Origin of the sequence: Actinacidiphila yeochonensis CN732, from assembly GCF_000745345.1 — a bacterium.
GTDB lineage: Bacteria > Actinomycetota > Actinomycetes > Streptomycetales > Streptomycetaceae > Actinacidiphila > Actinacidiphila yeochonensis.
The window spans coordinates 504,287-528,027 of record NZ_JQNR01000003.1 but is presented as its reverse complement, the minus strand read 5'-3'; the positions used below and the strand labels follow the sequence as shown (position 1 = coordinate 528,027).

Annotated in this window: 19 protein-coding genes; 13 read left to right on the top strand and 6 right to left on the bottom strand. The window is 72.9% G+C overall.

The window, feature by feature from the left end; translation table 11 throughout:
* Positions 1-25: 25 nt before the first annotated feature.
* The 6 genes from BS72_RS03750 to BS72_RS03725 form a co-directional block, all read right to left on the bottom strand.
* Entirely contained in the window at positions 26-1,669 is a 1,644-nt protein-coding gene (locus BS72_RS03750) for a glycoside hydrolase family 13 protein (protein WP_037906365.1), read from the bottom strand.
* 173 nt (positions 1,670-1,842) lie between these two features.
* Positions 1,843-2,733 (bottom strand): carbohydrate ABC transporter permease, encoded by an 891-nt coding sequence (locus tag BS72_RS03745; protein WP_037906362.1) that lies wholly within the window; start codon positions 2,731-2,733, stop codon positions 1,843-1,845.
* A 15-nt stretch (positions 2,734-2,748) separates the two neighbouring features.
* Entirely contained in the window at positions 2,749-3,705 is a 957-nt protein-coding gene (locus tag BS72_RS03740; protein ID WP_037906358.1) for a carbohydrate ABC transporter permease, read from the bottom strand.
* Positions 3,706-3,914: 209 nt separating this feature from the next.
* On the bottom strand, positions 3,915-5,330 hold the full coding sequence (locus BS72_RS03735; protein WP_037906356.1) for an ABC transporter substrate-binding protein: 1,416 nt from the start codon (positions 5,328-5,330) through the stop codon (positions 3,915-3,917).
* Between the two features lie 853 nt (positions 5,331-6,183).
* A complete protein-coding gene (locus BS72_RS03730) occupies positions 6,184-7,209 on the bottom strand; it encodes a LacI family DNA-binding transcriptional regulator (protein ID WP_078900982.1) in 1,026 nt (341 codons plus the stop codon).
* A 261-nt stretch (positions 7,210-7,470) separates the two neighbouring features.
* Complete coding sequence (locus BS72_RS03725) at positions 7,471-8,724, bottom strand: helix-turn-helix domain-containing protein (protein WP_051950622.1); 1,254 nt, start codon at positions 8,722-8,724, stop codon at positions 7,471-7,473.
* A gap of 498 nt (positions 8,725-9,222) precedes the next feature.
* Here BS72_RS03725 and BS72_RS03720 point away from each other — a divergent pair, with 498 nt between their 5' ends.
* From BS72_RS03720 to BS72_RS03660, 13 genes are all read left to right on the top strand, one after another.
* Positions 9,223-9,855, top strand: coding sequence for a hypothetical protein (locus tag BS72_RS03720; protein WP_037906352.1), 633 nt, complete (start codon positions 9,223-9,225; stop codon positions 9,853-9,855).
* A gap of 227 nt (positions 9,856-10,082) precedes the next feature.
* Positions 10,083-10,700, top strand: a complete 618-nt coding sequence (locus BS72_RS03715) for a hypothetical protein (RefSeq protein WP_037906350.1) — start codon at positions 10,083-10,085, stop codon at positions 10,698-10,700.
* Between the two features lie 324 nt (positions 10,701-11,024).
* A complete protein-coding gene (locus BS72_RS03710; protein ID WP_157856140.1) occupies positions 11,025-12,794 on the top strand; it encodes a hypothetical protein in 1,770 nt (589 codons plus the stop codon).
* 116 nt (positions 12,795-12,910) lie between these two features.
* Complete coding sequence (locus tag BS72_RS03705; protein ID WP_037906348.1) at positions 12,911-13,903, top strand: ABC transporter ATP-binding protein; 993 nt, start codon at positions 12,911-12,913, stop codon at positions 13,901-13,903.
* Positions 13,900-14,748: an MlaE family ABC transporter permease gene (locus tag BS72_RS03700; protein WP_037906345.1), complete on the top strand. Its 849-nt coding sequence runs from the start codon at positions 13,900-13,902 to the stop codon at positions 14,746-14,748. The genes BS72_RS03705 and BS72_RS03700 overlap by 4 nt, the downstream gene beginning before the upstream one ends.
* 3 nt (positions 14,749-14,751) lie before the next feature.
* Positions 14,752-15,642 carry an MlaE family ABC transporter permease gene (locus tag BS72_RS03695; protein WP_078900981.1) on the top strand — a complete coding sequence of 297 codons (891 nt, stop codon included), beginning with the start codon at positions 14,752-14,754 and terminating at the stop codon, positions 15,640-15,642.
* Complete coding sequence (locus tag BS72_RS03690) at positions 15,639-16,913, top strand: MCE family protein (RefSeq protein WP_078900980.1); 1,275 nt, start codon at positions 15,639-15,641, stop codon at positions 16,911-16,913. Before BS72_RS03695 ends, BS72_RS03690 begins: the two co-directional genes overlap by 4 nt.
* A gap of 32 nt (positions 16,914-16,945) precedes the next feature.
* Complete coding sequence (locus BS72_RS03685; RefSeq protein WP_037907500.1) at positions 16,946-18,004, top strand: MCE family protein; 1,059 nt, start codon at positions 16,946-16,948, stop codon at positions 18,002-18,004.
* A complete protein-coding gene (locus tag BS72_RS03680) occupies positions 18,001-19,128 on the top strand; it encodes an MCE family protein (RefSeq protein ID WP_078900979.1) in 1,128 nt (375 codons plus the stop codon). The genes BS72_RS03685 and BS72_RS03680 overlap by 4 nt, the downstream gene beginning before the upstream one ends.
* On the top strand, positions 19,125-20,462 hold the full coding sequence (locus BS72_RS03675) for an MCE family protein (RefSeq protein ID WP_107498661.1): 1,338 nt from the start codon (positions 19,125-19,127) through the stop codon (positions 20,460-20,462). Before BS72_RS03680 ends, BS72_RS03675 begins: the two co-directional genes overlap by 4 nt.
* Positions 20,459-21,871 (top strand): MCE family protein, encoded by a 1,413-nt coding sequence (locus BS72_RS03670; protein ID WP_078900978.1) that lies wholly within the window; start codon positions 20,459-20,461, stop codon positions 21,869-21,871. The genes BS72_RS03675 and BS72_RS03670 overlap by 4 nt, the downstream gene beginning before the upstream one ends.
* Positions 21,871-23,199 (top strand): MCE family protein, encoded by a 1,329-nt coding sequence (locus BS72_RS03665; protein WP_037906341.1) that lies wholly within the window; start codon positions 21,871-21,873, stop codon positions 23,197-23,199. Before BS72_RS03670 ends, BS72_RS03665 begins: the two co-directional genes overlap by 1 nt.
* The gene (locus tag BS72_RS03660) at positions 23,196-23,720 is read left to right on the top strand and encodes a hypothetical protein (RefSeq protein WP_051950618.1); all 525 of its coding nucleotides are present in this window, start codon (positions 23,196-23,198) and stop codon (positions 23,718-23,720) included. The genes BS72_RS03665 and BS72_RS03660 overlap by 4 nt, the downstream gene beginning before the upstream one ends.
* Positions 23,721-23,741 lie beyond the last annotated feature (21 nt).

The following is a 23,741-nucleotide window of genomic DNA, read 5'->3' as shown; positions in this document are numbered from 1 at the left end:
GACGGCCGGCGTTCCGGCGCGGGTGTCAGAGGCGCAGCCAGACCGCCGTGTCCCGGGGGAGGCGGCCGTCCTCCGCGAGCGGGCCCGAGGCGAGGAGCAGCTCGGCGTGCGGCGGCAGTTCGGCAGGGTCGGCGGCGAGGTTGGCCACGCAGGCGAAGCCCCCGGCGCGGCGGAAGGCCAGCACCTCCGGGGGCGTGTCCAGCCAGTCCATGGGGCCGTCGCCCAGACCCGGTTCGGCCGCGCGCAGCCGTACCGCGGCCCGGTACAGGGAGAGCATCGAGTCCGGGTCGGCCGCCTGGGCTTCGGCGGTGCGCGCCGCCCAGTCCGCCGGCTGCGGCAGCCACGGCTCGGCCGACCCCGCCGGGCCGAAGCCGAACGGGGGCACGTCCCCCGCCCACGGCAGCGGCACCCGGCAGCCGTCGCGGCCCGGGTTGGTGCCGCCCGAGCGCAGGTACATCGGGTCCTGGAGCCGGTCGGTCGGGATGTCCTCGGCCTCCGGCAGCCCCAGCTCCTCGCCCTGGTAGAGGTAGACCGAGCCGGGCAGCGCCAGCGTCAGCAGCGCCGCCGCCCGCGCCCGCCGGGTGCCCAGCTCCAGGTCGGTGGGCACCCCGAACGCCTTGGTGGCGAAGTCGAACCCGGTGTCGGCCCGGCCGTAGCGGGTGGCCGTGCGGGTCACGTCGTGGTTGCACAGCACCCAGGTGGCCGGGGCGCTGACCGGGGCGTGCGCGGCCAGCGTGGTGTCGATCGAGGCGCGCAGCCGGGCCGGCTCCCAGGGGCAGGCCAGGAAGTCGAAGTTGAAGGCGGTGTGCATCTCGTCGGGGCGCAGGTAGCGGGCGAACCGCTCGGCGTCCGGCAGCCACACCTCGCCGACCAGGATGCGGCCGCCCGGGTAGGAGTCGGCGATCCGGCGCCAGCCGCGGTAGATGTCGTGCAGCTCGTCGTGGTCGATGTACGGGTGCGGCACCGCCGACGGGTCCTCGGCGAGGTCGGGCAGCAGCGGGTCCTTCCAGACCATCGCCGCCGAGTCGATGCGCACCCCGCCGGCCCCCCGGTCGAACCAGAACCGCAGGATGTCCTCGTGCTCGGCCCGCACGTCCGGGTGGTTCCAGTTCAGGTCCGGCTGCCGGGAGTCGAAGAGGTTGAGGAACCAGTCGCCGGGCGTGCCGTCCGGGTCCACGGTCCGGGTCCAGGCCGGGCCGCCGAACTGCGACGGCCAGTTGTTCGGCGGCAGTTCGCCGCCCTCGCCGCGGCCCGGGCGGAACCAGAACCGCTCCCGGGCCGGCGAGCCGGGGCCGCCGGCCAGCGCCTCGCCGAACCAGGGGTGGTCGGCCGAGACGTGGTTCGGCACGATGTCGATGATCGTCCGGATGCCCAGGGCCAGCGCCTCGGAGATCAGCTTCTCGGCCTCCGCGAGGGTGCCGAAGACCGGCTCGACGTCGCGGTAGTCGGCCACGTCGTAGCCGCCGTCGGCCATCGGCGAGGGGTACCAGGGGTTGAACCACAGGGCGTCGACGCCCAGCTCGGCGAGGTACGGCAGCCGGGAGCGCACACCGGAGAGGTCCCCGGTGCCGTCGCCGTTGCCGTCGGTGAAACTCCGCGGATAGACCTGGTAGATGACCGCGCCGCGCCACCAGTTCTCGTCGGCCTCGGGCTGAGGGGTGTCTGCCACGTCAACGTCCTTTCGGGCAGGTGGGACCCCGCCGCCGGCCCCGTTGGCGGGGATGTCGGATGAGGCCGGCGGCGGAGTGCTTCGTGGGTGGGGCGTGCTGGACCGGGCCGGGCTCCACCGGGGTGCGGGGCGCCGGCGGTGGTGCCGGGGCGCCGGGCGGTGGCCGCGGGGGATCAGCCCTTGAGGCTGCCCGCGGTCAGGCCGGACATGATGTTGCGCTGGAAGAGCAGGAAGATCAGCAGGGTCGGCACCGCGGAGATCGCCAGCGCGGCGATCAGCACGTTCTCCGGCACACCCTGCGAGAGCGACTGGATACCGATGTTGATCGGCTGCTTTGTCGGGTCGGGCTCCACCAGCATCGGCCAGAGGAAGTCCTTCCAGACGTTCACCACGGCGAAGATCGACACCACGCCGAGGATCGGCCGGGACATCGGCAGGACCACCGACCACAGGGTGCGCAGCGGACCGGCGCCGTCGATGGCCGCGGCCGCCATCAGGTCCTCCGGTATGGAGTCGAAGAACCGCTTCAGCAGGAAGATGTTGAAGCCGTTGGCCACGGTGGGCAGCCAGATCGCCCACGGGTGGTTGATCAGGTTGACGTGCAGCAGCGGCAGGTCCAGCACCGTCATGTACTGCGGGACCACCAGCACCGCCGCCGGGATCATCAGCGTGATGAGCATCGCGCCGAGCACGATGTTGCCCAGCACCGGCCGCAGCTTGGACAGCGCGTACGCGGCCGCCACGTCGAAGACGAGCTGGAAGAAGAGCGCGCCGAACGCGTAGTACACCGTGTTCCACAGCAGCTTGGCCAGTTGCAACTGGGTCCAGGCCGTCTTGTAGTTGGCCGGGTGCGCGTGGTGCGGGAAGAGCGTCGGCGGGTTGTGCACGACCTCGTGGACGTCCTTGAAGCCGCTGGTCGCCATCCAGTACAGCGGTCCGATGAAGACCAGGGTGAAGACCACCAGCACGACGGACAGGACCGTCCAGTAGACGACCTTGCCCCTGCCTCGGGAGAGCGCGGCGGACGAGATCAGCGTCCGGGTCTGCGGGGTGAACTCAGCCATGTCGAAGTCCCGTCCCTAGTCGCTGTTCCGGCTGAGCCGGGTGTAGAGGCCGGAGAAGCAGATCAGCACCAGCATCAGGAACAGGCCCAGTACCGCGGCGCCGTTGAAATTGTCGTAGTGGTATCCGTACTGGTAGATCATGTAGACGACGGTGGTGGTGGAGTTCTGCGGGCCGTTGCCGCCGGCCATCAGGAACACGTTGGTGAACTCCTGCATGGTGGCCACGACCTGGAGCAGCAGCATCAGCGAGAGCACCAGCCGGGTCTGCGGGACGGTGACGTGCCAGATCTTGCGGAGCAGCCCGGCGCCGTCGAGGTCGGCGGCCTCGTACAGCTCGCCGGGGATGTTCTGCAGGGCGGCCAGGTAGATCAGGGTGGCGCTGCCCATGCTCATCCAGGTGGCGGCGATCACCACGGAGATGAGCGCGGTGTGCGGGGAGTCCAGCCACTGCGAGGTCGGCAGGTGGACGGCCTTGAGGATGTGGTTGAAGAGCCCGTACTCCGGGTCGTAGAAGTACTTGAAGAGCAGCGCGCCGGCCACCGGCGGCAGCATCACCGGCAGGTAGACCAGAACGCGCAGGTAGGCGCGGGCGTGCCGCAGCTCGTTGAGCAGGATCGCCACCAGGAACGGCACCGCGAAGCCGATCACCAGCGCGTACAGGGTGAACAGCGCGGTGTTCCGCCACGCGGTCCAGAAGTACGGGTCGTGGTAGACGGTCTTGAAGTTCCGCAGGCCCACCCAGGTGGTCACACCGCGCCGGGTGCGCTGGAAGCTCATGACGAACTCCCGGACCATCGGGTACCAGGAGAAGAACCCGAAGCACAGGAGGGCGCCGACCAGGAAGCCGTACGCCTGGATGTTGCCGCGCAGCCGGCGGCTCATGCCGCTGCCGGCGGCCGTGGACCGCGGGCCGGCGGGGCGCCGCCCGGGGTGGCGCCTGGAGGTCTTCTCGGGGACGGTCGTCGCCGCCATGGGGGCTCCTCGACGGTGGAGTCGGTGGTGCGGTGCTGTGCGGTTCTCGCGCGGTGCGGTTCTCGCGCGGTGCGGTTCTCGCGCGGTGCGGTTCTCGCGCGGCGGGGTCCTGCGCGGTGCCGGACCCGCGCGGTGCGGCGGCCCGGCCGGCGCCCGTGGGGCCGGTCCGGACCGTGGCCGGTCCGGCGGCCCCCACGGGGCGGGAGGGGCTACTGGCCGGCGGCCAGCAGCTGGTTGGCCTGGCCCTCGGCGGTGGACAGCAGCTTGTCGATGTTCGCGTTCTTGTTGGTCAGCACGCCCGACATCACGGTGTCGAGGACGGTGTACAGCTTCTGCGCGTTCGGCGGCTCGCCCTTCACCGGCACCTGCGCGTCCACGTAGGACGTGAAGTTCTGCACCGGGACGGTGGCGTACTTGGTCTTGTCCGCGGTGTCGGTGGCCTTCGCCGGGCCGGTGAAGAAGAACGGCTGCGGCAGGCCGACCGGCAGGCCGTCCGCCTTGGTGCGGGCGTAGTCGAACTGGCCCTTGCCGTTGGTGAGGAACTTGAAGTTGAGCCAGGCGATGCCGGCCTTGATCTGGTCGGGGGTGTCGGACGACTTGAAGAAGTAGTCGTTGCCGCCGCTCAGTGAGGTCTTCTCGCCGGGGATCGGGCCCATGCCGAGGTCCTCGTAGTTGCCGCCGTACTGCTGCACCATCAGCGTGATGTCGTCCGGCGCGGCCAGGTACATGCCGATCTGGCCGGCGCCCATCGCCTTCTGGCTCTCGCCCCACGCCTTGCCGGGGCTGTCCGGCGTGCTGTGGTCGACCCAGCGCATGTCGTGGATGGTCTGCAGGATCTGCTTCGCCTCGGGCGAGTTGAAGGTGGCCTTGGTGCCGTCGGCACTGACCACGCTGTTGCCCTCGCCGTACAGCGCGGAGGTCAGGTGCCAGCCGCCCTGGTTGCCGGCGCCGTACTCGAAGAAGCCGTGGATGCCCTTGCTGCCGAGCTTGTCCTGGATGGTCTTGGCGTCCTGGCGGACCTGGTCCCAGGTGGTGGGCGGGCTGTTCGGGTCGAGCCCCGCCTCCTGGAAGATCTTGCGGTTGTAGATCAGGCCCATCGAGTAGTTCGTGGTCGGCAGGCCGTACAGCTTGCCGCTGTCGGTGAGGATGTCGAGGGCGCCCTTGTCGATGTTCGGCAGGTTGGGCACCGACGTGGCGGTCACGTACGGCGTGATGTCCGCGGCCTGGCCGGCGTCGAGGACCTGGTTGAGGTCGGTGACGTAGCTGTAGAAGACGTTCGCCTCGGTCTTGCCCTGGAGCTGCGCCGTGAACTTGTCGGTGTCCTCGCAGGGGTAGGTGTCGATGCTCTTGATCGTGACGTTCGGGTAGATCTTGTTGAACGCCGCGACGTCCTCGGTCCACTCCTTGCGCTCCGCCTTCTTGGTGACCGGCGGCTCGCAGTCGACACTGATGGTGACCTTGGTCTTCGGGTCCAAGGGGGTGGAGGCGCTCGCCTTGTCGGCCTTGCCGCCCCCGGAGTTGCCGCCGGAGTTGCCGCCCTTGCTGTTCGAACACGCGGCGCCGGTCAGCCCGATGCCTGCGACAAGCGCGACTGCGACCAGTCGGCGGTAGCCGGTTCTGCTCATCTTCCAACCCTTCCCCTGAACCACTGCGCGTCTTTGGACTGCGTTCTGGGACCCCCGCGGCACGTGGGTGCGCATGCGGTCCGGCGCAGTTGCCGCGCCGCCGTCCCGGGTTGGCTCAACGTACTTAACCCGATAGATGGCCGCAAGATGTCGCGCGAATTTCGCAAAGACACGACTCGGTTACGAGAGGGAGAGCCACGGCCCCGGACGTCATGGCGTGTTCACGCACCCGCGTGCGACCTGCGCCGACGCCGCCACCGCCGCCCCCGCGCACCCCCGGCGGCCGCTCCGACGCCGTGTCGCGGCCCGGCGCAACGCGATGCGGACGGCACCGGGCGGCGGCGGTGGACGGCGGGTTGCGGTGGGTTGCGGCGGATTTCGGGCAGCTTCGCGGCAGCACCCCGCCACGGCCGGCGGCTGTCGCGGCCCGCAAGCGGTTGCTGTCCGCTGCCATCGGGCGCCCTGCGCGCGGAGTACGGCCGTTTGCGGCTGCTTGCTCGCCGGCGGCGGGTCGCGGGCGGGCCTCAGGCGGGGCTTCGGTGGGCCTCGGGCGGGGCCTCAGGCGGGGCCTCAGGCCGGGCCTGGGCGGGCGGCGCCACGCCGTTGGCGGGGCGCTGGGTGCGGGGCGCGAAGGTGCCGGGCCCCGGCGCGGCCGCGCCCCCGCCGCCGGTGCGGCGGCGGGGGCACGGAAGGGTCGCGGGGGCGGGGCGGGCGCTCGGCCGGGGCCCGGGCCGTGAGGGGGCGGCTGCCGGCTCGCGGAACGGGCGGGCGGGCGCGCCGCGTCGGGCCCGGACTCCCAGGGGCGCGCGGCCTCCGGGTGTCCGGGCCGGTCCGTCCTCCCTACGCCCGCGGGTCAGACGTTGGCGCGGTCCGGATGCGGGATGCGGGCGGAGGCGTCGCGGGCCGGGCCGGTGGAGCCGCGCACCACCAACTCGGGCTCGAAGAACAGCTCGTCGTGGTCGACGGGGGTTCCGCTGATCTCCCCGGCCAGCAGGTCCACGGCGGCCCGTCCCATCGCCTCGATCGGCTGGCGGACCGTGGTCAGCGGGGGCTCGGTGCAGTTCATCAGCGAGGAGTCGTCGTACCCGATCACCGACACGTCCTCCGGCACCGACAGCCGGCGGCGCCGCGCGGCCCGGATGGTGCCCAGCGCGAGCAGGTCGGAGGCGCAGATGAACGCCGTGATGCCGCGCCCCAGCAGCCGGCTGGCCGCGGCCTGGCCGCCCTCCAGGGTGAACAGCGCGTGCTCCACGGTCACCGAGGGGTCGACGCGGCGGGCCGCCGACAGCTTGCGGCGGGACGGCACGTGGTCCGGCGGGCCCAGCACCATGGCGATCCGCTGGTGGCCGAGCGAGATCAGGTGGTTCATGGCCTGCTCGACGGCCACCCCGTCGTCGCACGACACCCGGGGGAAGTCGAGGTGGTCGATGGCCGCGTTCATCAGCACCGTCGGCAGGTTCCGCTCGGCGAGCCGGGCGTAGTGGTCGTGCGGCGACTCGGCCTGGGCGTAGAGGCCGCCGAAGAAGACCACGCCGGACACGTGCTGCTGGAGCAGCAGTTCCACGTAGTCGGCCTCCGACACGCCGCCCGCGGTCTGGGTGCACAGCACCGGGGTGAACCCCTGCTGGGCGAGCGCCCCGCCGACGACCTCCGCGAAGGCGGGGAAGATCGGGTTCTGCAGCTCGGGCATGACCATGCCGACCAGCCGGGCGCGTTCGCCGCGCAGCTGGGTGGGCCGTTCGTACCCGAGCACGTCGAGGGCGGTGAGGACCGCGGCCCGGGTCGCGTCGGAGACGCCCGGCTTACCGTTCAGCACCCGGCTGACGGTGGCCTCGCTCACCCCGACCTTCTTCGCCACCTCAGCAAGTCGTCGTGTCATGCCGTCGATTCTAGTACAACGATCGCAAGTTTCTTGCGGTTCCTTTGCGGAATCTCTGCAAGCAATCGGATATTTGCGCCACATCATCGATGTCTTGCTGGTTTCTGTTGGTCACCCGGAGCGCGAACCGCACCACCCGCCCCGCACGGCACGCAGCCCCCACCCGACGGGTGGGGGCTGCGTGGGACTGCGTTCGGGCTGTGCGCGGGCTGTGCGCGATGGGGGTGGGCGGCGGCGCGGGACGGGCGAACCGCGCGCGGTTCAGCGCGTCTTCGGCACCCGGGGGCGGGCGGGGCGCCGCGGGGTGCGGGCGGGGGCGCTGCCGCCGCGCAGGTGCAGGGCCCGTAACGCGATCTCGGTGGCGAACCGCTCGTCGGGGTGGACGAGCTGGTCGCCGAAGGCCCGGTCCAGGATGCGCAGCCGGTAGCGGACCGTCTGCGGGTGCACGCCGAGCTGCTCGGCGACCTGCGCCGCGGTGCCCCGGGTGGTCAGCCAGATCCGCAGGGTGTCGATGAGCCGGGCGCGCTGGGCGGCCGTCAGATCGGCCAGCGGCGCGAGGTACTTGGCGGACATCTGGTCGGCCAGTGCCGGATCGCCCAGCAGCCACAGCGGCAGCAGGTGGTCCTCGCTCAGCAGCAGCGGGTCGCCCGTCAGGACGCCGGTACCGGCCAGCGCGAGGGTGTGCCGGGCCCAGCGCAGCGAGTCCGCGGCCTCGCCCAGCCCGGTGGTGAGCCCGACCGCCGCCCGGCAGCCGCCCAGCGCCTCGGTGAGGCTGGCGCGGCGCTCGTCGGTCAGCGGGCCCGGCACCAGCAGGTGCGGCTCCGGGTCGGCGAAGTCCTGGAGCATGTCCGGGTCCAGGGCCTGGCGGCGCGGCCGGGTGCCCGGGGCGATGGCCACCATGGTCATCTGGTCCGGCAGCCGCCAGCCGCAGTGCTCGGCGAGTTCGGCCAGCGCGCTGCGGGCCACCGCGGTGCCGCCGAGAATGCGGCGCAGCAGCCGCCGGCGCCGGTTGTCGGGCTCCTCGCCGAGTTCGGCCAGCGCCTGGACGTAGCCCTCGCGGGAGAGTTCGGCCAGATCGCCCATGTACGCGAAGAGGGCGTCGGCGAAGGTGAGCATGAAGCCCGCCGACAGGTTGTAGCGGCGGCCCACCGCGCGCACCCGGCGCAGCGCCACCTGGCAGCCGATCCGGTAGGCCGCCTGGAGGTTGTCGAGGCTGCGGCCCTCGTACGCCTCGTAGCGGCCGAACCGCCGGCACAGGTCGTCGCGCAGCGAGGTGGTGGCGGTGGGGGCGGCGACCCGGTCCACGAAAGTGGCGATGCTCTGCTCGATGCCGATGCGGATCACCCGGCTGTTCGGGCCCTCCAGGAGGTGCCCGTATTCGGGGATCGCTGCGACGATTTCAGCGGCCATCTCTTTTAAGAGACTCGGGATTTCCGGGCGCATGATGGCGGCGAACTCCCGTGGTATCGGCCCCGCGATCTCCCCCTGGTCCGTGACCTGCCGCATGACGGACATGTCCGTCCCCCCTCCCGTACCGCTTCATCGCGTCGGTGGCCTCGCTGCAACATAGACCAAAGGTGCACGCTGCGCAGCACCACGGACACGGAAACGTTGTCGGCCGCGCGGGTGCCGGGCTCCGCGCCCGGCGGCGGACCGGGCCCGGCGGGGCGCCGGGCGCGCCGGGCGGTGGCGCGGGCCCGGGTGCGGCTGCGGGGCGCGGCCGGGGTGTGAATGCTCATCCGCCGACAAAAAGACGCGGAGCGATGTTGCCCCGGTGACAGAAAATTACCCGAGGGTAGGGTTCCGCATGGAATCTTGGGCGCCATTGTTGCGCCCATCCGTTACCCGTGCGTAACGTCCAGCACCGCAAGGGCACCCGAGGGAATCGGTGCCCACGTCCCAGGTAGCAGTCGCAGCCGAAATCCCCGCCCACCTGCGCGGAAGTGCGCGAAGGGCGAGGACTCCCGGTTTATCAGGTACGTCGAACTCCTCGGTCCACGAAAGGAACAGCCCATGCGCACGATGTCCAAGACCCTGTCCGGAGTGGCCTTCACCGGAGCGGCCGCCCTCGCGGCCTTCGCCCTCACCGCCGCCCCGGCGTTCGCCTCGGTCAGCACCGCTACCGTCAGCGGGAGCACCGGCACCAACGGCGCGTTCACCGCCACGGCCGCCAACCCGACCCTCGTGGACACCAAGACGGGTGCCACGCTCAAGTGCACGAGCTCCTCGGCCTCCGGCACCGCCGTCAACGGCACGTACACCGCGGGCGCGCCGACGGCGATCCAGGTGGCCTCGCTGAGCAGCGTCACCTGGAGCGGGTGCACGCTCCTCGGCATCCCCTTCAGCGTGACGGGCAGCGGCTACGCGTGGGGGCTCAACGCCACGGGTGCCACCGCCAGCGGTGTGACCCCGGGCTCCATCACCGGCGTCCACGCGGTGCTGTCCGGCGCGTGTGTCGCGACCGTCACCGGCACCGTCACCGGCACGTACACCAACTCCTCCCACACGCTGGCCATCAGCGCCGGCACGCTGACCACCTCCGGTGTCAGCGGCCTGTGCCTGGGCCAGATCAACAACGGCGACGCCGTCACCTACACGGCCAACTACGTCGTCACCCCGTCCACCCTCGCGCTCAACGCGAGCTGATCCTCGCGGCGGCACCGTCCAAGGGGTGCGACCCCGCGCCCCGCGGACGGCGCCGCCGGTGGGTGGCGGCCCCCACAGCGCCACCCCCGCGCACAGCGAAGCGAGCCCCGGCGGGTACGACCGCCAGGGCTCGCTGTCGTCAAGAGGCCGCCGTTCCGGCCCCTTTGGCGGCAGAGGGCCCCGGCTCGGCAGGACCAGGACTCTCCCCGACGAGAAAGGAAACGCCCATGCGCGTGCTCACCAGGACGCTCACCGGGGCCGCCGCCACCGGTGCCGCGGTCGTCGCGGCGCTCGGCCTGGCCGCCGGCCCCGCCTCCGCCGCCGTCACCTCGGCGACCGTCACGGGGGGCGGATCGTTCAGCGCCGCCTCCGGCGCCGTGGTGTTCAAGGACGCCACCACCGGCTTCTCGGTCACCTGCGCCTCCGACACCGTCGCCGGCGTCGCCCCCAACGGGACGTACACCACGGGCGCGCCGACAGCGATCAGGGTGGGTTCGCTCAGCAGCGGCACCTTCACCAGCTGCGCCTACGCCCTGGGGCCCCTCAGCTTCGCGGCCCAGAGCGTGCCCTGGCCGGTCGACGTCACCGGCCCCACCTCCGCGGGGGTCACGGCGATCTCCATGCCCGGCGCCGTGCTCCACATGACCGGCGCCTGCGCCGCCACCCTCACCGGCACCGTGAGCGGCACGTACAGCGACTCCGGCCACAGCCTGTCGCTCAACGGCGGCTCGCTGACCGCCTCGGCCGTGAGCGGAACGTGCGTGGGCCTGAGCAACGGTGACACCTTCACGCTCACCGGGGCCCTCATCTTCTCGCCCGCCACCCTGGTGATCCAGGCCGTCTGACGCCGAGCCGGCCGCCTTCGCGGGTGCGGGGGTCCGGCCCGCGCGCCCGCGAACACGCCGCGGTTCGCGAGCGGGGCGGTGACTGCGGCGAGGTCCGGCCCGCGCGCCCGCGAACACGCCTCACTCCACGACAACGCGCGGGCCGGCGGCATGTCCCCGACACTCACTCGGCGACAAGAACGGGCTCCCGGATTGTCATCGGATGACAAGAAAAGCGTCCCTCGGCACGCTCGTGGAATTCGCCCCTCTCGATCACTTGAACGGCCTTATTACCCGCCCGTAATGTCCGTGCGTCGCGGACGTGCCAGCCGGAGGAGTCAGTCGATGCGAGGTGCCGTGAACCTGCGCCGGGTCGCGCTGACGGCCGCCACGGCCACGGTCGCCGTGGTGGCCGGCATGCTGCCGGGCACGCCCTCCGCCGCCTCCGGGCCGAGCGGAACGGTCAAGCTCGCCTACACCTGCGCCTTCACCGCGTCCGCCGCGTCCGACGGCACGGACCCGGGCACCTCCGACGGCTCCGCGGACACCTCCGGCCCGGCCGACGCGACGGCGGTGACCGAGGACGCCACCGTCACCGTCCACCAGGAGTACCCGGCGACCGGCACCGTCGGCGCCGGCATCCAGCCCGGCCGGCTCACCCTGGAGGTGGCCCTCGGCAAGGACGCCGCCGCCGCGGTGCTGCCGTCCGGAACCACCTCGGCCATCGCGTCCGGGTCGCTCACCGCGAGGGTCACGCAGGGCTCGTCGGCGGCCGACACGGTGTGGTCCGACCTCGTGGCGCCGAGCACGCCCACCGCGGACGGCCTGGACCTGACCTTCACCGGGGACGTCTCCGCCGTCACCGTCAGCGCCGCCGGCACCGTCCGGTTCGACGCCGGTGCCCTGGACCTGTCCGTGGGCGCCGAAGTCGCCGCGACCACGCCGCCGTCCGGCTCACCGACCCCCTCGGCGACCGCGACGGCCGACGGCGACCCGTCCTCCCCGCCGGACGCTCCCGACGCCTCCTCCACCTCCTCGGCCGGAGCGTCGTCCCCGTCCGGTACGGGGGCGAGGATCGTCATGGGCACGGCGACGGGGGCGCGCGCGGTCGCCGCGATCCAGAGCCGCACCGCCTCCTGCACCCCGAAGGCGGGCCAGGCCACCGAGCTGGGCAAGGTCGCCGTCACCTCGGGCGGCCCGGCCGCCACGCAGTCGGCCACGGCCTCCCCGTCCGCCACCGGGACCGCGACGACGGACGCCGCGGGCAGCACCGCCCGGACCGTCCGGAAGGGCACCATCTCGGTGGCGGAGCCCCCGCACTCGGGCACCACGACCTGCCCGCCGCCGCCGACGGGCGAACCGGACCCCGCGATCATCGCCGCCGTCCCGCGCCCGCCGGCCGCCGCCCAGTACCACACCTACTTCCCGCCGGACCAGCGCTGGAACGAGTGCGGCTACATCACCGGACTGGCCAACGTGGGCAAGCTGAACGGGGCGGCGGTCTTCAACGACCTCAACGACCACCCGACGCAGTTGAGCGTCACCGAGACCGACACGTGGGACGACCCCGACACGTTCTACAGCGAGATCGACTCCATCGCGGAGATGACCCCGCCGCCGGGCAAGGCCACCTTCCTCACCTTCGGGTTCATGCCCACGTCGGCCGTGATGACGATGACCCCGGTCAGCCTGATGACCGTGGTGCTGTCCGGCTACAACGTGGCGGGCAAGTCCTCCGAGACGGACATCTACGGCAAGATGACCCTCCGGCTCAGCGACCTGACCGTCAACGGGACGCCGCTGGACGTCGGTTCGGACTGCCGCGCCGTGGCGCCGCTGGACATCAAGCTCATCGGGTTCAGCGACACCGACCACCCGGAACTGGCCACCAACTACAACCCGATCACCGGTGGCCCGGTCTCCCAGGACGACCTCTACATCCCGCCGTTCACCGGCTGCACCGCGCACGGGGAGAACCTCGACGCCCTGCTCACGGCGTCGCTCTCCGGGCACGGCAACTCGCTCAACTTCATCCAGGCCCCGCTGTGCATCCCGTTCTTCGGCGACTACCAGTGCCTCCCGGAGATCGCCTTCCCCACCCCGCCGCACCGCTGACCCCGCGGCCGGGCTCCCCGACGCCCACCGCCACCGCCCACCCGGCGGCCGCGCCCCACCCGCGGCCGCCACCCGACAGCCACCCGTCCGACCCGAACGCCCCCAGGGAGGTGCCCGTGGGAATCGAAGTGACCGTCGAGGGACTGACCAAGTCCTTCGGAACGCAGACCGTCTGGCAGGACGTCACGCTCACTCTGCCGCCCGGCGAGATCAGCGTGATGCTCGGCCCCTCCGGAACCGGCAAGACCGTCTTCCTCAAGTCCGTGATCGGCCTGCTCAAGCCGGAGCGCGGGCGGGTGCTGGTGGACGGCGTCGACATGGTCGGCGGCCGGGAGCGGGACGTCTACGAGGCCCGCAAGCTCTTCGGCCTGATGTTCCAGGACGGCGCCCTGTTCGGCTCCATGACGCTCTTCGACAACATCGCCTTCCCGCTGCGCGAGCACACCCGCAAGAAGGAGGGGGAGATCCGCCGCGTCGTCATGGAGCGGATGGACATGGTCGGCCTGGCCGGCTCCGAGGGGAAGCTGCCCGGCGAGATCTCCGGCGGCATGCGCAAGCGCGCCGGCCTGGCCCGGGCGCTGGTGCTGGACCCGCAGATCATCCTGTGCGACGAGCCCGACTCCGGCCTGGACCCGGTGCGCACCTCCTACATCTCCCAGCTGCTGGTCGACCTCAACGCGCAGATCGACGCGACGATGCTGATCGTCACCCACAACCTCGACATCGCCGCGACCGTGCCGGACAACATGGGCATGCTCTTCCGCCGCCGACTGGTCGCCTTCGGCCCCCGCGAACTGCTGCTCACCAGCGACGAACCGGTCGTGCGGCAGTTCCTCAGCGGACGCCGGTCAGGCCCGATCGGGATGGCCGAGGAGAAGGACGAGGCCGCCCTGGCCCGCGAGCAGCTCGACGACCAGCCCCCGCCGCCGCGCGGCCCGCTCGCCCGCCAGCTGGAGCCCAGCCCCGGCCTGCCGCCCCGCCAGGCCGTGCAGCGCCGCCGGGCCCGGGTGCTGGGCATGTGGGACGAGCTGCCGCCGGCCACCCGGGAGGCGCTGCGCGCCGGCTCCGTCCAGAGCCCGGCCCCGGCCGCGCAGGGGGAGCCCGCATGAGCGCGCCCCCGCAGCCGGCGCCGCAGCCGGCACCACAGCCGGCGCCGCCGCCCGCGTCCGTCCGGCCGCGGCGCCGGTTCCGGCCGACCGCGCCGCTGCGCGCCGCCGGCGAGATGACCCAACTGGCCGCCGGCACCGTCCGCGACACCTTCCGCCGCCCCTTCCAGTGGCGCGAGCTGATCGAGCAGTTCTGGTTCGTGGCGAGCGTGACGATCCTGCCGGCCGCGCTGGTGTCGATCCCGTTCGGCGCCGTGATCGCCCTCCAGGTGGGCTCCCTCGCGCAGCAGCTGGGCGCCCAGTCGTTCACCGGCGGGGCCAGCGTGCTGGCCGTCATCCAGCAGGCCAGCCCGCTGATCGTGGCGCTGCTCATCGCCGGAGCCGGCGGCAGCGCCATCTGCGCCGACCTCGGCTCCCGCAAGATCCGCGAGGAGCTGGACGCCATGGAGGTGATGGGCGTCTCGCCGGTGCAGCGGCTGGTGGTGCCCCGGGTACTGGCCACGATGCTGGTGGCCGTCCTCCTCAACGGCCTGGTGTCGGTGGTCGGCACCGCCGGCGGCTACGTCTTCAACGTGATGCTCCAGCACGGCACCCCGGGCGCCTACCTGTCCAGCTTCTCCGCCCTGGCCCAGCTGCCCGACCTGTACATCAGCGAGATCAAGGCGCTGGTCTTCGGCTTCATCGCCGGGATCACCGCCGCCCACCGCGGCCTGAACCCCAAGGGCGGCCCCAAGGGCGTCGGCGACGCGGTCAACCAGTCCGTGGTCATCACCTTCCTGCTGCTGTTCGTGGTGAACGTCCTGCTCACCGCCGTCTACCTGCACCTCGTGCCGCAGAAGGGAGCCTGAGCGATGGCGCTGCTGGACAGTCACGGCAAGGACGCCCCCAGGCCCGAGCCGCCCGCCCCGCCGCCCGAACCGGTCGCGGCCCGCCCGCCCGTCCGCTGGCTGCGCTGGCTCGACGCGACCGGCGACCACCTGCTGTTCCACATCACGGCCGTGCTGTGGATACCCCGCACGCTGCGCCGCTACCTGCGCGAGGTGCAGCGGCTGCTCTCCGAGGTCGCCTTCGGCAGCGGCGGGCTGGGCGTCATCGGCGGCACCGTCGGCGTGATGATCGGGATGACGCTGGCCACCGGCACCGTCGTCGGCCTCCAGGGCTACTCCGCCATGAACGAACTCGGCACCACCGCGTTCACCGGCTTCATCTCGGCCTACTTCAACACCCGCGAGATCGCCCCCCTGGTCGCCGGCCTCGCCCTGTCGGCCACCGTCGGCGCCGGCTTCACCGCGCAACTCGGCGCGATGCGGATCAACGAGGAGGTCGACGCACTGGAGGGCATGGGCATCCGCTCCATGCCGTACCTGGTCACCACCCGCATCATCGCCGGCGTCGTGGCGATCGTCCCGCTGTACGGCGTCGGCCTGCTCAGCAGCTACGCCGCCTCCCGGCTGGTGACGATCTGGGTCAACGGCCAGTCCGCCGGCACCTACGACCACTACTTCAACCTGTTCCTGGCCCCGCAGGACGTGCTGCTGTCCGCCCTGAAGGTGCTGGTCTTCAGCGTCGTGGTGATCCTCGCCCACTGCTACTACGGCTACACCGCCAAGGGCGGGCCGGCCGGGGTGGGCATCGCGGTGGGCCGCTCGGTGCGCAACGCCATCGTCATCATCTCCATCACCGACTTCTTCCTGTCGCTGGCCATCTGGGGCGCGACCACGACCGTGCGGGTGGCCGGATGACCGCCACCGACACCCGGGCCGCCGTACCGCCGCCGCCCGCCCCGCCCGGGCCACGCGCGCACCGGGCCGCCACCGCCCGCCGCCGCACCGCCGGGATCGTCTTCCTGCTGGTGCCCGCGCTGCTGGCGTGGCTGGCGATCGCCGTCTACGACAAGGACTTCAGCCACTCCGACACCGTCACCGTGGACACCGGCACCGTCGGCAACGAGATGCACCTGGGCGCCGACGTCAAGCTGCGCGGCGTCGTCGTCGGCCGGGTCACCCGGGTCCGCGCCAACGGCTCCGGCGCCCGCCTCACCCTGGCCATCGACCCCGGAAAGCTGCGCGCCATCCCGGCCGGAGTCACCGCGCAGATGCTGCCCACCACCCTCTTCGGGGAGCGGTTCGTGGCGCTCGTCCCGCCGGCCGGCACCCCCGCCGGCGGGCCCTCGCTCGCCGCCCACGCCACCATCCCGCAGGACCGCTCCGCCGACGCCGTCGAGCTGGAGCAGGTGCTCGACAACGTGATGCCGCTGCTGACGGCGGTCCAGCCGCAGAAGCTCGCCGCCACCCTCGACGCCGTGGCCGGCGCGCTCAGCGGACGCGGCGCCGAACTGGGCACCACCCTCGTCCAGCTCGACCGGTACCTGACCAGGCTCAACCCCCAACTGCCCGCCCTCACCGACGACATCAGCCAGCTCGTCACCGTCTCCCGCAGCTACGCGGCGGCCGCCCCCGACATCGTCCAGGCGCTCACCGACTTCACCACCACCTCCGGCACCATCGCCGAGAAGCAGGCGCAGCTCGCCACCGTCTACGGCTCGGCCACCACCACCGCGCAGGACGTCACCACCTACCTCCGGCAGAACAAGGACACCATCATCCGGCTGAGCGCCGACAGCCGCGGCACCCTCCAGACCCTCGCCCGCTACGCGCCGTCCTTCCCCTGCACCCTGCGCACCCTCGCCGACCAGGTGCCGGAGCTGGACAAGGCGCTCGGCAAGGGCACCGACGAGCCCGGCCTGCACGTCGACGTCACCACCGTGCCCTCCCGCGGCTCCTACCAGCCCGGCAAGGACACCCCCGCCTACGACGCGGACGGCGGCCCCCGCTGCTACTCCGTCCCCTACACCGGCCACGGCACCACCCCGCTGGCCAACTCCCCGCAGGAGAACGAACTGCTCGACGAACTGCTGGCCCCCGGTGCCGGCACCTCAGCGGCCGCGCTGCCCGACTGGAGCAGCGTGCTGACCGGCCCGGTCTTCCGCGGGGCGGAGGTGACGGTGAAGTGAGCGCCACCAGCCCCCCCGAGACGACCGGCCGGCTGCGGCGGCCCGGCGCCGGACGCGCCCCCGGCCGCCGGAGCCTGACCGGACCCGTCGTCAAGTCGCTGATCTTCGTCCTGGTCACGGCGTTCGCCACCACCGTCCTCGCGGTGAGCATCGCCGGCGCGGGCGTCGGCGACACCTACCACTACACCGCCGAGTTCACCGACACCACGGGCCTGAACTCCGGCGACAGCGTGCGCATCGCCGGCGTCAAGGTCGGCCGGGTCGACTCCATCCACGTGGTGCGGCACCGGGTCGCGGCAGTGCGCTTCTCGGTGCGGAAGAGCCGCACCCTGCCCGGCTCGGCCACCGCCACCATCAAGTACCTGAACATGGTCGGCCAGCGCTACATCGACCTGGAGCAGGGCACCGGCCCGGTCGGCGCCACCCTCCGCCCCGGCGCCACCATCCCGCTGACCCGCACCACCCCGGCGCTGGACCTCACCGAGCTCTTCAACGGCTTCCAGCCGCTCTTCGAGGGCCTGTCGCCCAAGGACGTCAACCAGCTGTCCGGGGAGATCATCCAGGTCCTCCAGGGCGAGGGCGGCACCGTGGACGGCCTGATGAGCGGCATCTCCTCCCTCACCACCACCCTCGCCGCCAAGGACCAGGTGATCGGCCAGGTGATCGACAACCTCAACTCGGTGCTCGGCACCGTCAACGCCCGGGAGACCGGACTCAACGACCTCATCACCTCGCTCCAGCAGGTCGTCACCGGCTTCTCCGCCGACCGCGAGCCGATCGGGCAGTCCATCACCGCGATCTCCCAGCTCACCACCAGCACCGCCGGGCTGCTCCAGGACGGCCGAGCCCCGCTGAAGCAGTCCATCGACCAGCTCGGCCGGCTCTCCGACAACCTCGCCGCCGGCACCCCGCAGCTCCAGGCGTTCCTCGCCGACACCCCGGCGAAGATGCGGGACATCGGCCGCCTCGCCTCCTACGGCTCCTGGCTCAACCTCTACCTGTGCCAGGCCACCGTGAAGGGCGTCACCACCTCCGACGGCAGCACGCCGCCCACCGGTATCGCCATCACCGCGGCGAGGTGCACGTCATGAGCCTGCCCCGCCCGTTCCGGCGCCGCGCCGCCGCAGGCGCCGACGGCCCGTTCCCGCGCCGCCCGTTCCCGCGCCGCCGCCCGGCCGACCGCGGCCGGCCGCTGTTCCGGCCGCTGCGCGACCGCAACCCCGTGGCCGTCGGCGTCGTCGGGCTGCTGGTCCTGGCCGCCGCCGTGCTCGCCGCCTACAACGCCTCCGCGCTCCCCTTCACCGGCGGCGGCACCAGCTACACCGCCGACTTCAGCGAGGCCGCCGGGCTCAGGTCCGGCAACGAGGTGCGGGTGGCCGGCGTCAAGGTCGGCCAGGTCACCGGCGTCGCACTGGACGGCGCGCAGGTCAAGGTGACCTTCACCGTCCGGCACACCTGGATCGGGAACGCCAGCACCGCCGCCATCGGCATCCGCACCCTGCTCGGGCAGAAGTACCTGGCCGTGGACCCGCTCGGCAACCGCGAGCAGGACCCGGCCAGCCCCATCCCCAGGACCCGCACCACCTCCCCGTACGACGTCACGCAGGCGCTGGACGGGCTCGGACAGACCCTCGGCGCGATCGACACCCAGCAGCTCGCGCAGAGCTTCGAGGCGATCTCCGACACCTTCAAGGACACCCCCGCCTCGGTGCGCGGTGCCGCCACCGGTCTCGCCTCCCTGTCCCGCACCATCTCCAGCCGCGACGCGCAGCTCGCCGACCTGCTCAGCGGCAGCCGCAAGCTCACCGCGACCCTCTCCGACCAGGACGGCCGCTTCCAGCAGCTGATCTCCGACGGCGACCAGCTGCTCGGCGAGGTACAGGCGCGGCGCGACGCCATCCACGCCCTGCTGACCGGCACCGAGAGCCTCGGCGCTCAGCTCAACGGCCTGGTCGCCGACGACAGCAAGCAGCTCGGCCCCACCCTCGACGCGCTGGACAAGGTCACCACCGTGCTCGACGCCAACCAGGCCGGACTGGACAGGATCCTCGCCACCGCAGGCCCCTACTACCGGCTGGTGGGCAACACCCTCGGCAACGGCCGCTGGTTCGACAGCTACCTGTGCGGCGTCGTGCCCAAGAGCTACCTGCCGGCCGGCACCCAGCCGACCACCGGCTGCATGCCGCCCGACGTGGCGACGGGAGGAGCGTCATGACCCCCTTCCCCCGGCCCGGCCGGCGCCGCCGGCGGCTCACCCTGCCGCCGCTCCGGCCCGGACGGCGCGCTCTGCCCCAGGAACCGGGGCGCGGCGCGGACGAGGCCGCCCTGGAGCAGGCCGCCTTGGACCAGACCGCTGTGGAGGCCGCCTCGGGCCGGGCACCGGCCACGCGGCGTGCCGGACGGCTGCGGGCGCCCGGGCGGGTGCTCGTGCTCGCGGTGGTCGTCGCCGTGGTCGCCGCGGGCGCCGTCGCCGCCGGGTTCGCCGTCCTCGGCGGGCCCTCCGGCATCCACGTCACCGCGTACTTCGACCGCACCGTCGGCGTCTACGCCGGCTCCGACCTGCGGGTGCTCGGCGTCAAGGTGGGCACCGTGGAGTCCGTCCACCCCGACGGCACCCGGGTGCGGGCGCGGCTGCGGCTCGACCACGGGGTGAAGGTGCCCGCGGGCGCCGACGCCGTGGTGGTCGCCCCCAGCGTGGTGGCCGAGCGGTACGTCCAGCTCACGCCCGCCTACACCGGCGGGCCCCGGATGAAGGACCACGGCGTCATCCCCGTCTCCCGCACCGCCACCCCGGTGGAGATCGACCAGCTCTACTCGTCCATCACCCAGCTCAGCAAGGCCCTCGGCCCCACCGGCTCCAACGCGGACGGCGCCCTGTCGGACCTGCTCACCACCGGCTCGGCCAACCTCAAGGGCAACGGCAAGGACATCGGCGCGGCCATCGACCAGTTCGGGCAGGCCGCCAAGACCCTCGACGGCAGCCGCGACGACCTCTTCGCCACCCTCGGCTCGCTGCAGTCCTTCACCACCATGCTCAAGAACAGCGACAGCCAGGTGAAGTCCGCCACCGACGAACTCGGCGACGTCAGCAGCTTCCTGGCCGACGACAGCCAGGACCTCGGCGGCGCGCTCCGGCAGCTGTCCACCTCCCTGGACCAGGTGAAGACCTTCATCCAGGACAACCGGGCCAAGCTCAGGACCGGCGTCGACAAGCTCACCCCGATCACCCAGACCCTCGTCGACCAGCGTGCCTCGCTCGCCGAACTCCTTGACGACGCCCCGCTCGCCGCCGACAACCTGATGAACGCCTACGACCCGGCCACCGGAACCCTCGACGGCCGCGCCGACCTCAACGAGCTGAGCATGGGCAGCGCCGCCGCTTCCTCCTCGGCCGCGGGCACGGCCGCCGGAACCGCCTCGGGCACGGCCCCCGCCGCGGCCCCGGCCGGGATGGCACCGCGCGCCCAGGGGGCGGGCGCGCTGCCGCTGCCGCTGCCGGCCGTCGGCACCGTCTACGGCCCGACCACCGCGAAGGGGGCCACCCGATGACGCCCCGCCAGCACCCGGCCCGCACCGCCACCCGCACCGCCGCCCGCCCGCCCGGCCGCTCCCACCCCCGCCGGCTCGCCGCGGCCGGCCTGCTCACCGCCGGGGCCCTCGCCCTGACCGGCTGCTCCTGGACCAACGTGCAGGACATGCCGCTGCCCGGCGGTGCCGACCTCGGCAGCCACCCCTACACCGTCAGGGCGCGCTTCGCCGACGTGCTCGACCTCGTCCCGCAGGCGTCGGTCCGCGTCAACGAGGTCGCCGTCGGCCGGGTCACGAAGATCGCGCTCGCCCCGGACGGCTGGACCGCCATGGTCACCATGAAGGTCAACGGCGGCGTCCGCCTGGCCCCCGACGCCACCGCCCACCTGGAGCAGTCCAGCCTGCTCGGCGAGAAGTACATCGAACTCGCCGACCCCTCCGGCACCCAGGCGTCCGCCGGACGGCTCGCCGACGGCGCCACCATCCCGATCTCCCGCACCAACCGCAACCCCGAGGTCGAGGAGGTGCTCGGCGCGCTGTCGCTGCTGCTCAACGGCGGCGGCGTCCAGCAGCTGCACACCATCACCACCGAGCTGAACAAGGCGCTCTCGGGCAACGAGCCGGCGGTACGGGACACCCTCGGCAAGGTCGACACCCTGGTCACCCAGCTCGACGGCCACCGCCAGGACATCACCCGGGCGCTCGACGGCGTCAACCAGCTCTCCGCCACCCTCGCCGCCCGCGACCAGAAGATCGACACCGTCCTGACCGGCCTCAGCCCCGGCCTGAAGGTGCTGGAGCAGCAGCGCGGCGCCCTGGTCACCATGCTCCAGTCGCTCGACACCCTCTCCGGGGTGGCCGTCGACACCGTCAACCGCAGCAAGGACGACATGGTTGCCGACCTCAAGGCCCTCGCGCCCACCCTCCAGCGCCTCGCCGACGCCGGCGCCGACCTGCCCGACTCCCTCCAGGTGCTGCTCACCTACCCGTTCACCGACCAGGTGGTGAACGGCGTGAAGGGCGACTACCTCAACGTCTACCTGGACCTGACGGCCCAGCCCGGCACCCAGGTCATCCCCGAACTGCCCGCGGCGGAGAACTCCTACCCGCCCGTCCAGCCCTTCACCGCCGCCGAGGCCCGCAAGACCGCCGACGCGCTGGAGACCGAGGGGCGCAAGGCGGCGGGCGCGACGGGCACCGCGGGCACGGCGGCGAAGAAGGGGACGACGGCGACGACGGGGTCGACGGCGGGGAAGACCGGTGCGCCGACGGCCAGCCCCTCCGCCGGTCCTACCGCCGCGCTGCCACTGCCGCTGCCGACCGTCAGCGCGCCGACGGCCACGGGTCCGGCCACCGGGTCCGCGTCCGGCTCCGCCGCCGGGTCGGCCACGGGTCCGGACGCTGCCTCGACCACTGCCGGAGGCCGCTGATGCCGACCCGGACCGTCCTGCTGAAGAACCTCGCCTTCCTCGTCGTGGCCGTCACCGTCATCGTCTGGATCGGCGTCCGCTACGCCGACCTCGGCCGCTACGTGGGCCTGGGCGGCTACTACACCGTGACCGTCCAACTCCCCGAGGCCGGCGGCCTGTACGAGCACGCCGACGTCACCTACCGGGGGGTGTCCGTCGGCCGGGTCGGCACCATCCGGCTCACCGGCGACGGGGTCGCGGCCCAACTGCGGATCGACGACTCGGCGCCGCACATCCCCGCCGACCTCGACGCCGTCGTCGCCAGCCTCTCCGCCGTCGGCGAGCAGTACGTGGACCTGCGGCCACGCACCTCCGACGGCCCCTACCTGCACGGCGGTTCCACCATCGCCAAGGCCGACGCGAAGGTGCCCGCGCCCGTCACCGACGTGCTCTCCAGCGTCAACGACCTTGCCGCGTCCGTGCCGTTGGCGGCGCTCCGCACCGACGTGGACGAACTCGGCCAGGCGTTCGCCGGGCAGGGTGACAACCTCCAGCAACTCCTGGACTCCAGCGGCGAGTTCATCTCCAGCGCCGACGCCAACCTGCCCACCGACACCAAGCTGGTGGACGACGCGCAGACCGTGCTGGCCACCCAGGCCGGCGAGAGCGGCGCCATCGCCTCCTTCGCCAGCGGCGCCAGGCGGCTCGCCGCCCAGCTCGACGACTCCGACACCGACCTGCGCCGCCTGATCGCCGCCGCGCCGGACGCGACGGGTCAGGTCAGCGGCCTGCTGCGGGACGTGGGACCGCAGCTGAGCATCGTCCTCGCCAACCTCCTCACCACCTCCGACGTGGCCGTCACCCGGCAGGCCGGCATCCAGGAGCTGCTGGTCCGGCTGCCCGCCGCGGCCGCCGCCGGCGCCACCACCGTCCACGACGGCGCGCTGCACCTCGGCATGGCCACCACCTTCTTCCAGCCGCTGCCCTGCACCACCGGGTACGGCGGCACCACCTACCGCAACGGCCTGGACACCAGCGCGCCCGCCACCGTCTTCAACACCGCCGCCCGCTGCACCGAGCCCGCCTCCTCCGGCACCGACGTCCGCGGCTCCGCCAACGCCCCCTACGGCGGCGGCGTGCCCGCGGCGGTCCAGCCCGGCTCGGTGCTCTCCGGCGCCGCGGCCGGCTCCGGTTCCGGTTCCGGGACTTCCGGGTCCGCGGCCGGTTCGGGTTCCGGGGCCTCCGGTTCCGGGGCCGCCGTGGCGCTGCCCGGGGCGCTCGGCCTGCCCGGGGTGCCGGCGGGCGGCCCCACCACGATGGCCGGCCTGCTCGGCCTGGAGGGCTCATGACCGACCACCGCCACCTGCCCCGGCCCGCCGTCCTCGGCTGGGCGGCCGCCCTCGCCGCGGCGGCCGTGCTGTGCGCGCTGTCCGGCTGGACGTACGGGAGCGTCCGGGGCGACTCCGCGCTCTCCTACGGCAAGGCCCGGGACGCCGCGCTGAGCGCTGCCCGCTCCGGCGTCACCCGGCTGACCACGGCCGACCCGGCCCACTCCGCGCGCGACCTGGACGGCTGGCTGGCGGTGAGCACCGGCGCGCTGCGCGACCAACTGACCCGCACGCGCTCCGCCGACGCCGCCACCCTGAAGGCGTCCGGCACGGCCAGCCGCGGCACCGTCACCGACGCGGCCGTCACCGAACTCGACAACCGCGCCGGCACGGCCAAGGTGATCGCCACCGTCCAGGTGCGGCTCACCCCCAAGAGCGGCGCCGCGAGCACCGACCGCAAGCGGTTCGAGGCCGACCTGGCCCGGACCGGCGGCACCTGGCGGGTCGCCGCGCTCACCGCCGTTCCGCTGGGGGCGAGTTGACCGGCATGGCGGGGCTGACGG

Bases quoted from the DNA above. Each gene is read 5' to 3' on its own strand.
- BS72_RS03745 (WP_037906362.1), bottom strand. From the start codon at position 2,733: ATGGCTGAGTTCACCCCGCAGACCCGGACGCTGATCTCGTCCGCCGCG.
- BS72_RS03740 (WP_037906358.1), bottom strand. From the start codon at position 3,705: ATGGCGGCGACGACCGTCCCCGAGAAGACCTCCAGGCGCCACCCCGGG.
- BS72_RS03735 (WP_037906356.1), bottom strand. From the start codon at position 5,330: ATGAGCAGAACCGGCTACCGCCGACTGGTCGCAGTCGCGCTTGTCGCA.
- BS72_RS03730 (WP_078900982.1), bottom strand. From the start codon at position 7,209: ATGACACGACGACTTGCTGAGGTGGCGAAGAAGGTCGGGGTGAGCGAG.
- BS72_RS03725 (WP_051950622.1), bottom strand. From the start codon at position 8,724: ATGTCCGTCATGCGGCAGGTCACGGACCAGGGGGAGATCGCGGGGCCG.
- BS72_RS03720 (WP_037906352.1), top strand. From the start codon at position 9,223: ATGCGCACGATGTCCAAGACCCTGTCCGGAGTGGCCTTCACCGGAGCG.
- BS72_RS03715 (WP_037906350.1), top strand. From the start codon at position 10,083: ATGCGCGTGCTCACCAGGACGCTCACCGGGGCCGCCGCCACCGGTGCC.
- BS72_RS03710 (WP_157856140.1), top strand. From the start codon at position 11,025: ATGCGAGGTGCCGTGAACCTGCGCCGGGTCGCGCTGACGGCCGCCACG.
- BS72_RS03700 (WP_037906345.1), top strand. From the start codon at position 13,900: ATGAGCGCGCCCCCGCAGCCGGCGCCGCAGCCGGCACCACAGCCGGCG.
- BS72_RS03695 (WP_078900981.1), top strand. From the start codon at position 14,752: ATGGCGCTGCTGGACAGTCACGGCAAGGACGCCCCCAGGCCCGAGCCG.
- BS72_RS03690 (WP_078900980.1), top strand. From the start codon at position 15,639: ATGACCGCCACCGACACCCGGGCCGCCGTACCGCCGCCGCCCGCCCCG.
- BS72_RS03680 (WP_078900979.1), top strand. From the start codon at position 18,001: ATGAGCCTGCCCCGCCCGTTCCGGCGCCGCGCCGCCGCAGGCGCCGAC.
- BS72_RS03675 (WP_107498661.1), top strand. From the start codon at position 19,125: ATGACCCCCTTCCCCCGGCCCGGCCGGCGCCGCCGGCGGCTCACCCTG.
- BS72_RS03670 (WP_078900978.1), top strand. From the start codon at position 20,459: ATGACGCCCCGCCAGCACCCGGCCCGCACCGCCACCCGCACCGCCGCC.
- BS72_RS03665 (WP_037906341.1), top strand. From the start codon at position 21,871: ATGCCGACCCGGACCGTCCTGCTGAAGAACCTCGCCTTCCTCGTCGTG.
- BS72_RS03660 (WP_051950618.1), top strand. From the start codon at position 23,196: ATGACCGACCACCGCCACCTGCCCCGGCCCGCCGTCCTCGGCTGGGCG.